The organism is Acidithiobacillus sp., from assembly GCF_023255755.1.
Classification (GTDB): domain Bacteria; phylum Pseudomonadota; class Gammaproteobacteria; order Acidithiobacillales; family Acidithiobacillaceae; genus Acidithiobacillus.
In genome coordinates this window covers 1-9,267 of the sequence record NZ_JAGDVS010000137.1, presented here as the reverse complement: position 1 = coordinate 9,267, position 9,267 = coordinate 1, and the positions used below count along the sequence as shown (strand labels likewise).

14 protein-coding genes are annotated in these 9,267 nt (G+C 59.1%); 3 read left to right on the top strand and 11 right to left on the bottom strand.

Translation table 11 applies throughout. The features are described from left to right. Positions 1 to 308: rRNA adenine N-6-methyltransferase family protein (locus tag Q0C48_RS09530; RefSeq protein WP_291523765.1), on the bottom strand; the 308-nt coding region annotated here is incomplete at its 3' end. A gap of 62 nt (positions 309 to 370) precedes the next feature. On the opposite strand from Q0C48_RS09530, the gene Q0C48_RS09525 reads away from it, so the two are divergent. Next, the gene (locus Q0C48_RS09525) at positions 371 to 925 is read left to right on the top strand and encodes an HNH endonuclease (RefSeq protein ID WP_291523763.1); all 555 of its coding nucleotides are present in this window, start codon (positions 371 to 373) and stop codon (positions 923 to 925) included. Positions 926 to 951: 26 nt separating this feature from the next. On the opposite strand, the gene pdxA is transcribed toward Q0C48_RS09525, so the two are convergent. From pdxA to Q0C48_RS09485, 8 genes are read right to left on the bottom strand one after another with little or no spacing between them, the layout of a single operon-like run. Continuing rightward, positions 952 to 1,953 (bottom strand): 4-hydroxythreonine-4-phosphate dehydrogenase PdxA, encoded by a 1,002-nt coding sequence (gene pdxA, locus Q0C48_RS09520; protein ID WP_291523761.1) that lies wholly within the window; start codon positions 1,951 to 1,953, stop codon positions 952 to 954. Next, a complete protein-coding gene (locus Q0C48_RS09515) occupies positions 1,950 to 2,213 on the bottom strand; it encodes a S4 domain-containing protein (protein WP_291523759.1) in 264 nt (87 codons plus the stop codon). Before Q0C48_RS09515 ends, pdxA begins: the two co-directional genes overlap by 4 nt. Positions 2,214 to 2,215: 2 nt before the next feature. Continuing rightward, a complete protein-coding gene (locus Q0C48_RS09510; RefSeq protein ID WP_291523757.1) occupies positions 2,216 to 3,136 on the bottom strand; it encodes an ABC transporter ATP-binding protein in 921 nt (306 codons plus the stop codon). Beyond that, positions 3,129 to 3,416: an STAS domain-containing protein gene (locus Q0C48_RS09505; protein WP_291523755.1), complete on the bottom strand. Its 288-nt coding sequence runs from the start codon at positions 3,414 to 3,416 to the stop codon at positions 3,129 to 3,131. Before Q0C48_RS09505 ends, Q0C48_RS09510 begins: the two co-directional genes overlap by 8 nt. 26 nt (positions 3,417 to 3,442) lie before the next feature. Continuing rightward, a complete protein-coding gene (locus tag Q0C48_RS09500) occupies positions 3,443 to 4,081 on the bottom strand; it encodes a phospholipid-binding protein MlaC (protein ID WP_291523753.1) in 639 nt (212 codons plus the stop codon). A 12-nt stretch (positions 4,082 to 4,093) separates the two neighbouring features. Next, positions 4,094 to 4,555, bottom strand: a complete 462-nt coding sequence (gene mlaD, locus Q0C48_RS09495) for an outer membrane lipid asymmetry maintenance protein MlaD (protein ID WP_291523751.1) — start codon at positions 4,553 to 4,555, stop codon at positions 4,094 to 4,096. 14 nt (positions 4,556 to 4,569) lie between these two features. Further along, positions 4,570 to 5,352 (bottom strand): lipid asymmetry maintenance ABC transporter permease subunit MlaE, encoded by a 783-nt coding sequence (mlaE, locus tag Q0C48_RS09490; RefSeq protein ID WP_291523749.1) that lies wholly within the window; start codon positions 5,350 to 5,352, stop codon positions 4,570 to 4,572. 3 nt (positions 5,353 to 5,355) lie between these two features. After that, positions 5,356 to 6,180, bottom strand: coding sequence for an ABC transporter ATP-binding protein (locus Q0C48_RS09485; RefSeq protein WP_291523747.1), 825 nt, complete (start codon positions 6,178 to 6,180; stop codon positions 5,356 to 5,358). Between the two features lie 310 nt (positions 6,181 to 6,490). Here Q0C48_RS09485 and speD point away from each other — a divergent pair, with 310 nt between their 5' ends. Further along, positions 6,491 to 6,892 (top strand): adenosylmethionine decarboxylase, encoded by a 402-nt coding sequence (gene speD, locus Q0C48_RS09480; RefSeq protein WP_064218871.1) that lies wholly within the window; start codon positions 6,491 to 6,493, stop codon positions 6,890 to 6,892. Between the two features lie 119 nt (positions 6,893 to 7,011). After that, positions 7,012 to 7,848 carry a polyamine aminopropyltransferase gene (gene speE / locus Q0C48_RS09475; RefSeq protein ID WP_291523743.1) on the top strand — a complete coding sequence of 279 codons (837 nt, stop codon included), beginning with the start codon at positions 7,012 to 7,014 and terminating at the stop codon, positions 7,846 to 7,848. A 15-nt stretch (positions 7,849 to 7,863) separates the two neighbouring features. On the opposite strand, the gene Q0C48_RS09470 is transcribed toward speE, so the two are convergent. Further along, entirely contained in the window at positions 7,864 to 8,469 is a 606-nt protein-coding gene (locus Q0C48_RS09470) for a histidine phosphatase family protein (RefSeq protein WP_291523742.1), read from the bottom strand. Positions 8,470 to 8,600: 131 nt separating this feature from the next. Continuing rightward, positions 8,601 to 9,267, bottom strand: a 667-nt coding sequence (locus Q0C48_RS09465) for a sigma 54-interacting transcriptional regulator (protein WP_291523740.1), incomplete at its 5' end; no start/stop codon positions are given.

The window sequence follows — 9,267 nt, the reverse complement described above, 5'->3', positions numbered from 1 at the left end:
TTCCCGGCGCCAGCCAGTGCCGCGAAGTCGACCTCCAGCGCATCGGCCTGCATGACCTGTAGCTGCTCCGGCGGCGCGAGCGCGCGTAAACCGGCAATCATATCCCGATCCAGCTCTACCACCGTCAACTGCGGCAAGAGGCGCAGCAGAGCCCTGGTCAGCGCCCCCGGCCCCGGCCCGATTTCCACCAGTTGATCGCCCGGCACGGGGCGAATAGCTGCCACAATACGCTCAACGATCTGCGGCTGAACCAGAAAATTCTGTCCGAAACGCTTTTTTGCACGCGGCAGGCGCCCCTCTTGCAACATTAGCGCACCTTCATGCTATATTCGGTCGACGCCTCCAGCAGGCGATGCGAAACGGAAAGTCTATGCACCTCGTGCTGCGCCTTGACGTCGGTGGTCGTCCCATGGCCTGGGAAACCTGGGAAGAAGCCGCGGCCCATTATGTCCGGGGCAATGTTGCCTGGACACTGGGGAATCCTTTCTTTACCGCCCACGGCGGCATCTGCCGCCGCAGTGGTGTCCTCTCGCAACTCGACATTCATCCGGTCATCGCCGTCCGCGGTCGCCATCAGGGCAAAATTCGACCCCCGGCCCTGTCCAATCAGACCTTGTTCCATCGCGATCATCACCTCTGCATGTACTGTGGCAAACATTTCCCTCTCCGCGAACTCACCCGTGACCATATCATTCCCATCTCGCGCAGGGGCAGGGATATCTGGACCAACGTGGTGACTGCCTGCCGCAGTTGCAACAGCCGCAAGGACAACCGCACCCCCGACGAGGCGCGCATGCCGCTGCTCGCGGTGCCCTTCACCCCGACCTGGGCCGAGTATCTGCTGCTCAGTAATCGGCGCATTCTCGCCGATCAGATGGAGTTCCTGGTCGCCCAGGTGCCGGAAGGACGCAACCGCATTTTTTGAGTATGCAGACCGACCTGCGGCAGGCATCAGCAGCCTGCGAGGCGCCGGTTACGGACGATTTCCGCAGCAGTATCCAATGCCCGAAGCAGGCTGCCTCCTTCTGCCCGGCCGGTGCCCGCCACGTCCAGCGCCGTGCCATGGTCCACACTGGTGCGCACGATGGGCAAACCCAAAGTAATATTTACCGCCTCACCAAAGGCATGGTACTTCAGCACCGGCAGCCCCTGGTCGTGATACATCGCCAGCACCGCATCGGCATCTTCCAGCAGGCGAGGGGTAAACAGGGTGTCGGCCGGCCACGGACCGCTGACCCGCAGCCCCTCTCCCTGCAAGGCTGCTATCACTGGCGCGATGATATCCTGTTCCTCATGCCCCAGGTGCCCGCCCTCCCCGGCATGGGGATTCAGACCAGCGACCAGAATACGGGGTGCCGAAAGGGCGAAGTCTTCGCGCATGGCCCGGTGCAGGATGCGCAGCGTACCCTCCAACCCTTCCGGGGTAATGGCTGCCGCCACTTGGGCTAAAGGCAGATGAGTCGTCGCCAGCGCTACCCGCAGGCCGCGACCAGCCAGCAGCATGACCACCTCCGGACTGCCACAGGCTTCCGCGAGATATTCTGTATGCCCAGTAAAGGGAATCCCCGCGTCGTTGATGATGCCCTTGTGCACCGGAGCCGTTACCAGCGCATCCGCAGCGCCTGCCCGTAACAGGTGCATCGCTTTATCCAGGGTAGCCAGTACCGCCGGTGCATTAGCCACATCCAGACGGCCGGGGCGACAAGGCTGAGCCAGGGGCACGTCCAGCACGTACAACACACCGTTTCCCGGCGCTGGCCAGGGATTGCCCTCCTGCCAGGGCTCCAGTCGCAGCGATAAACCCAGAGTCAGGGCGCGGCTGCGCAGACAGTGCAGGTCGCCAATGAGCAGGACCCCGGAGGGCAAGGCGTGGCTGGCCAATTGCAGGCAAATATCCGGGCCGATGCCTGCGGGTTCTCCCACCGTCAGCAACAAACGTGGCTCTGTGATCATTCCCCAGCCTCCTCGGGCAGCACTTCCACCATCCCTTCCGGTCCTTCAATCCGCTGCGGAATACGCAAGACCCGCACCCGCATCAGTCGATCGCGAATATCGATGGTCAGCGCGTCACCCACCTGCACCAGCGCCCCCGCCTTAGCCAACCGACCATTGATCTGCACACACCCGGCATCACAGATTTCTTTGGCCAGGCTGCGGCGCTTGATCAGGCGTGACGTCTTGAGAAAAAGATCAAGACGCAAGTGGTCCGCCAAGCTTAACGCCCTTGTCCGAGGATGTCCGTAAAGGCATCTTCCAGGCGCGGCTCCTGCAGGTGCAAATCGAGGATCTGGGCGGGCAGTGCTTGCAACTGTGCCAGGATGTTCCCCAACGGGTTTCTCTGCGCATCGATCCTGAGTACCCGGGTATTTTCTGCGGCACCCGTCACCAGTTCCGCCAATTCAGGAGGAAGCGTCCCTGGATCGCCATCGAAGGTCACCGTCAGCACCCGCCAACTGGAAGCACGCAGCAATTCATCCTTGCTGTCCAAAGCAACGATTCGCCCCTGCTGGAGAATGGCGATCCGCTGACAGAGTTCCTCGGCCTCTTCCAGATAATGGGTGGTGAGAATGACCGTATGGCCCTCTTCATTGTAGCGCCGCATAAAACGCCAGAGGCCCTGACGTAGTTCCACATCCACTCCAGCGGTCGGCTCATCCAGCACCACCACCGGGGGCCTGTGCACCAAAGCCTGGGCGATAAGCACCCGCCGCTTCATGCCGCCGGATAAAGCGCGCAAATTGGCATTGGCCTTGTCCGTCAGATCCAGCTCCGCCATCAGCTCATCAAGCCAGTCATCATTATGACGCAGGCCAAAATAGCCGGATTGCATGCGCAGAAACTCCCGCACGGTAAAAAAGGGGTCATAAGCCAACTCCTGGGGCACGACCCCCAGCAACTGACGACTCCGGCGAAAATCCCGCTCCACATCAAAGCCGAAGATTTCTGCCACCCCGCTCGAACGGCGCACAGTCCCGGCCAGGATATTGATCAGCGAAGATTTCCCCGCTCCATTGGGACCCAGCAGACCAAAAAACTCTCCGGCATGCACATCCAGATCTACGCCAGCCAAGGCCAGATGGCCGCTGCCATAGGCTTTGCGCAACCCGGCGATGTGAATGGCCAAGGAATCAGTCATGGCACAGCGGCAAAATATCCTGCAGACGATACAAACTCGCCAATTCTTGCAGCTTGGAAGACGCCCCATGAATACGTAGCGCAGTTCCACGCTGCCTGGCCTGCTGTACCCACTCCATCAACACGGCAAGCGTCGCGCTATCCGCAGCTTCTAGCTCCACGACGGAAATTTCTGCGCAATCCTGTCCGTCTTTCGCCCATGCAAAGGACCGCAGCACCTTATCCAGTGGTGCCACCCGCCAGTCCCCTTGCAGAAACAGCCAAGGAGCACCGTCAATCATCCGTCGCTCCCAGGAGGTCGCTGCGCTCAAGCGGCCGCCGCCGTTTTGCCTGGCGCGCTGCCCATGCCATCCTTGGCCTTCATATCCTGGAGCAGAGCGGGAATTCCGCGGCTCGCGACGATCTGGCCAAAGCTCTGTCGGTAATTCAGCACCATGCTGACCCCGTCAATATAGGTGTTGTAAATCCGCCAGGAGTTGTTGGTGTAGAGCAGGGCATAAATCACCGGAACATCTGGACCACCACCGTTCTGACGAATAACCATGTTCACTTGTGCCACTGGCGGATTCTGGGAGATCTGCTGGCTGCCCGTGATTTTCACCGTCTGTCCGTGATAATGATTGAGTGAATTACTGTAGGTACGCACTAGCAAATCTTTGAACAGCACCACAAACTCCTGCTGCTGGGCCGCGTCCATCTGCCGCCAGTACCGTGCCATCACGTATTGCGACATGGTGGTGAAATCCATGTGCGGCAAGACAATATCCGCTACCTCTTTCTTCACGGCTGGCGTGATCGGCTTGCCGTCATTGGAGCGCAGCACCTTGAGTACACTATTGGTAAGCTGCTGAACCACCGCTACCGCCCCCTGGGTGTCTTCTGCCGCGGCAGGTAACGTCCAGACCAGCATAAAAAACGCCACCGAAATCAAAGAAATTTGACGCATACCGAATCCTCCCTATTTGCTACCCGAGGCCTTATCGAAGACCATCTGGCCGATTAGCTGATCAATATTGACCGCGCTTTGCGTCATGGTAATGGTACCGCCCGGCTTCAGATCCTGCGGCATTCCACCCGGCTGAACGGCCACATATTGCTCGCCCAGCAACCCCTCGGTGTAAATGGACGCACCCGTATCCGTCGGCAATTTCACCTTCGGTTCGATACGCATGGTCACATTCGCCATGAAGGTCTTGGGGTCCATGCCAATGTGGGTCACCTCACCGATCGTGACTCCACCCAGTCTGACCGGGCTGCGCACCTTGAGACTGCCCACATTGGTAAAATCCGCATGCAGTACGTAACCGTCGTTGTAGGCAAAGCCGGAGAGGTTCCCTACGCGCAGTGCCAGCACCACCAAAGCAGCGATGCCGAGGAGCACAAAGATGCCCACCCACCAGTCTATCGCCCGTTTTTCCATGCGCCGTCTACCCCTTAGGTGAACAAGAAAGCCGTGAGAATGAAATCGAGACCCAGCACCGCCAGCGATGCCGTCACCACGCTGCGCGTCGTGGCGTTACCCACGCCTTCCGCAGTCGGCTGTGCCGCGTAACCCTGCCAGGCGGCGATCCAGGTCACCACCAGCCCAAAGCAAAGGGCTTTGAACAGACCAGTCAGGATATCACCGGAAAACGTCACATTGGACTGCATCTGCGCCCAAAAAGTGCCGCCATCCACGCCCAGAACCGGCACCGAGATGAGGTATCCGCCAAAGATGCCGACCAGATCAAAAATAGCGCAGAGTATAGGCACGACGATGATCCCCGCCCAGAGGCGGGGCGCCACGACCCAGGCAAATGGGTTGACCGCCATCATTTCCATGGCGTTTAACTGCTCCGTCGCCTTCATGGAACTGATTTCGGCGGTCAGCGCCGATCCAGCCCGCCCGGCGAAAAGCAGCGCCGTCAGCACCGGCCCCAGCTCGCGCAGGAGCGACAGGGCGACCAGGGTGCCCAGTGCCGAAGTGGCGCCAAAGCGCACCAGCGCGTAATACCCCTGAAAACCCAGCACCATACCCGTGAAGAAAGCGGCGACTATCATCAGGAGCAGCGACCGCACCCCAAAGCCATACACCTGCTTGAGCAGTTGTTGAATGCTGAAATGGCGGTTGATCACCGCCACCAAACTCCGCAGCAGAAAACGGGCCGCGGCCCCCAGGTTGGGGATCGTCAGCAATACCTGCCGCCCCAGGTTCGGCACAAAGTCCAGAAAGGCCATGGCCTAAATCACCTCACCCGCAGCCGCCGAACCCGTCAAAGCCGTGACGTAATTATCTCTCGCTGGGTAATGAAAGGGCACCGGCCCATCCGGCTGCCCACTGAGAAACTGCCTGGCCAGTTCTGAATCACTGGCCCGCAAGGCTTCTGGCGAACCTTCCGCAATGATTTTGCCGCCCGCGAGGATATAACCATAATCCGCGATAGAAAAAGTCTCCTGCACATCGTGACTGACGAGAATACTGGTCGCGCCCAAGGCATCATTGAGGCGGCGGATCAGAGTCGCGATAATTCCCACACTGATGGGGTCCAAGCCGGTGAAAGGCTCATCGTAAAAAATCAGCATCGGATCCATCACCACCGCACGGGCCAGCGCCACCCGCCGAGCCATGCCGCCGGAGAGCTCGGCGGGCATCAATCCAGCCGCACCCCGCAATCCCACCGCCTCCAGCTTCATCAATACCAGCTTACGCAAGATACTCTCGTTCAGCCGAAAATGGCGGCGCAGAGGAAAAGCAACATTCTCAAAGGCGCTAAAATCGGTAAACAGGGCGCTGTGCTGAAAAAGCATGCCCATGCGGCGGCGCAAACGATACAGGTCCTCAAAATCCAGCGCGTGCAGATCCTGCCCTGCCACCCGTATGCGGCCGGACTGTGGTGCCAGTGTGCCGGCCATCAGATTCAGCATGGTCGTCTTGCCGCCACCGCTCGCACCCATGAGGGAGACGATAGCCCCATGGGGAATACGCATATCCACCCCCGCCAAGACCGGGTGCGGTCCCCGGGAAAAGTGCACGTTTTCCAGTTCGACAAGGGCCTCAGCGGCCATGGGCACTCTCTGCTTTTGCAATCATGGCGCACAGTATAAACCGAACGGTCAGCATGGGGCCAGAACGCCGCGCAGAAACGATGAAAATCATACCTCGTTACCTGCTAAAAACCCTTGCATCCTCAGCGCATAAGTGTATAGTTCGTCGTCTGTTTCCACGGCACCGAAAGCAGTTACTAAGGGGGTCAGTCCTTAAGAGACTTGGAGCAAGGCATCGTTCCAGCAAGGTAGGGCATAAAACCAAGTACTGTCTGGGGGTGCACGGGAGCTACTTCTTAACCGTTTATTAACTTTGGTAAGGGGGGCACCTATGCGCTCATTGGGACATCAAATCGTCGCAGATTTTTACCATTGTGACGGCAGTACCTTGTCTGATGTTGATTATGTTACAGATGCCATGCTCGAGGCCGCCCGGCGTGCCAATTGCACCATCGTGACGCAAACTTTTCACCACTTCTCGCCCTACGGGGTGAGCGGCGCAGTCATCGTCGCCGAGTCGCATCTGGCCATTCACACCTGGCCGGAATATGGTTACGCAGCGGTGGATATTTTCACCTGCGGCGATATCATCCAGCCCGAGGATGCCTTGAATTATCTCAAGGAAGCCTTTGGCGCCGGGCAAGTCTCCACCATGGAGATGAAGCGCGGGCAAGTGGATATGATGGGCGTTCCTGCCCATGAGTTGCGCGTCAAGCCGGTTCTCTGCGCTTGAAATGACTCACAGCGGTAACGGGCGGACCTGGGTAACCGGTCTGCCCTTTTCTTTTGCGCGTTTCTTCCGCAAAATCCCCAGCGAGCACCCCACCATCCCCAGCGTCGAGAGAGGCGGTTATGAGCACAGAACTGTGGTACACCGAGCGCTATGAAGAGCACAGCGCAGCATTGAGCCTGAAAATCCGCGAAGTGCTGCATCGCGAGCAGAGCCCTTATCAGACCATTGAAATCTTCGAAACCGAGCAGTTCGGCACCCTCATGACGCTAGACGGATTGGTGATGGTCACCGACCGCGACAACTTTCTCTATCACGAAATGATGAGCCATCCGGCCCTCTTTACCCACCCGGGGCCCAAACGGGTACTGATCATCGGTGGTGGTGACTGCGGCACCCTGCGCGAGGTACTGCGCCATCGAGAAGTGGAAGAAGCCGTGCAGGTTGAACTGGATGAGCGGGTCACCCGCGTTGCCGAGCGTTTCTTCCCGGAACTCTGTGAGAAAAATAATGACCCCCGCGCCCATTTTCACTTTACGGATGGCATCACTTGGGTCAAAGAGGCGGAGGCGGGACGCTATGATGTGATCATCGTCGACTCCACCGACCCAGTCGGACCGGCGGCAGGGCTTTTCGCCACGGACTTTTACGCGGCTTGTCACCATGCACTGGCAGATCAGGGCGTGCTGGTAGCTCAGTCTGAATCTCCCCTGTTACATGCCGACCTGATCCGTCAGTGCCAGCGGCGCATGACGGAAGCGGGCTTTGACGCAGTGAACAGCGTGTACTTCCCGCAATTCTGCTATCCCTCCGGCTGGTGGAGCGGGACACTGGGACGCAAGGGCCTGGCCATGGATGCTTTCCGTGCTGATGATGCTCAGGCCTTTACCGGCACTCATTACTACCACGCAGGGATGCAGCAGGCCGCACAAGTCGCCCCAGCCTTTCTGCTGTCCTGAACAGCCACTTCAGAGTCAGCCAGCGCGCGGTCCGACAACCGGGCGCTGCGGACAGTAATTCCACAGACGCAGGGCGGGGACTTCATGCTCCCAACCCAGGCAGGAAATACTGCCCGGATCCAGGTGCAGATGATCACCAAAACGCAGATCCAACCCCAGCCAACGAGTAGCCAGCGCCCGCAAAATGTGGCCATGGGCAAAACACAGCACATGACGGTGGCCCTTCGCATCCCATTCCTTGAGCAGCTTATCGCAACGACCACTGACGGCTTCCGGGCTTTCCCCCCCCGGCCCGCCGCAACGGAAGACGCTCCATTCCGGATCTTCCTGGCGAATTTCGGCCGTGGTCATGCCCTCGTAGCGACCATAGCGCCACTCACAGAGTCCCCGATGCAATTCCGGATCGCTGAAACCCGCAAGAATGGCAGTATGATGGGCGCGCAGCATAGGGCTGGAGTAAATACCATCAAAATGCCCCTGTTCCACAAAGGATTTCCAGAGCGCTTGCGCGTCTGCGCGCCCCTCCGCCGTCAACGCCACCTCGGTCACCGAGGTATGTTTACCGCGATCTGCCCATTCCGTCATGCCATGCCGCACCAGGGTGATGGATTCTATATTCATGCGGAGCCTCCAGAAGGTGATGCACGTCCTTCTTAACTATACGGCCCCGACCATCCGCCTGAACCTGCGGTTTTTCCGATGGCTATGGCCCAAAAGCTGATCGCTCATTCTTCAGCGCATCGTGCTATTCACTATACTTCCGCTTCGTCTTCATCGCTACCCGTTTCTTTGAAGGCAGCAGGGTCCAGGTGGTAACGACGCAGCAGGCGATAAAACTCCGTCCGGTTACGCTGCGCCAATTGTGCAGCCTGACTCACGTTGCCCCGGGTCATGCGCATAATCTGGATCAGATAATTCATCTCGAAACGGCCTTTGGCGTCAGCCAGGGGCATGACTTCACCCTCTTTGTCGCGCAGGGCGTGACGGATGAGGGGCGCACCGATTCGCGGGGTAGTAGACAGCACCACCGCCTGTTCAATGACGTTGGCCAGTTGCCGGACGTTACCTGGCCACGGCGCCCCCACCAGCAGTTCCATGGCCTCCGGCGCGATACCGCGGACATCCTTGCGATTCTTGGCCGCTGTATCGCGTAAAAAAAACTCGGCCAGCAGCGGGATATCCTCGGGACGCTCAGCCAGGGCAGGCAACTCCAGAGTCACCACGCAAAGGCGATAGTAGAGATCATCCCGGAAACGCCGGGCAGCCATCTCCTGCTCCAAATCCCGGTGACTGGCGGAGATGATCCGCACATCCACGGCGATGCTCTCGGTGGAGCCGACAGGGCGGATCACTCGCTCCTGCAAGGCACGCAACAGTTTGACCTGTAAGGAGAGGGGCATATCGCCAATCTCATCCAGA

Coding starts and splice junctions, on each gene's coding strand:
- speD (WP_064218871.1), top strand. CDS start 6,491: ATGCGCTCATTGGGACATCAAATCGTCGCAGATTTTTACCATTGTGAC.
- Q0C48_RS09525 (WP_291523763.1), top strand. CDS start 371: ATGCACCTCGTGCTGCGCCTTGACGTCGGTGGTCGTCCCATGGCCTGG.
- Q0C48_RS09510 (WP_291523757.1), bottom strand. CDS start 3,136: ATGACTGATTCCTTGGCCATTCACATCGCCGGGTTGCGCAAAGCCTAT.
- speE (WP_291523743.1), top strand. CDS start 7,012: ATGAGCACAGAACTGTGGTACACCGAGCGCTATGAAGAGCACAGCGCA.
- Q0C48_RS09505 (WP_291523755.1), bottom strand. CDS start 3,416: ATGATTGACGGTGCTCCTTGGCTGTTTCTGCAAGGGGACTGGCGGGTG.
- mlaD (WP_291523751.1), bottom strand. CDS start 4,555: ATGGAAAAACGGGCGATAGACTGGTGGGTGGGCATCTTTGTGCTCCTC.
- mlaE (WP_291523749.1), bottom strand. CDS start 5,352: ATGGCCTTTCTGGACTTTGTGCCGAACCTGGGGCGGCAGGTATTGCTG.
- Q0C48_RS09470 (WP_291523742.1), bottom strand. CDS start 8,469: ATGAATATAGAATCCATCACCCTGGTGCGGCATGGCATGACGGAATGG.
- Q0C48_RS09500 (WP_291523753.1), bottom strand. CDS start 4,081: ATGCGTCAAATTTCTTTGATTTCGGTGGCGTTTTTTATGCTGGTCTGG.
- Q0C48_RS09485 (WP_291523747.1), bottom strand. CDS start 6,180: ATGGCCGCTGAGGCCCTTGTCGAACTGGAAAACGTGCACTTTTCCCGG.
- pdxA (WP_291523761.1), bottom strand. CDS start 1,953: ATGATCACAGAGCCACGTTTGTTGCTGACGGTGGGAGAACCCGCAGGC.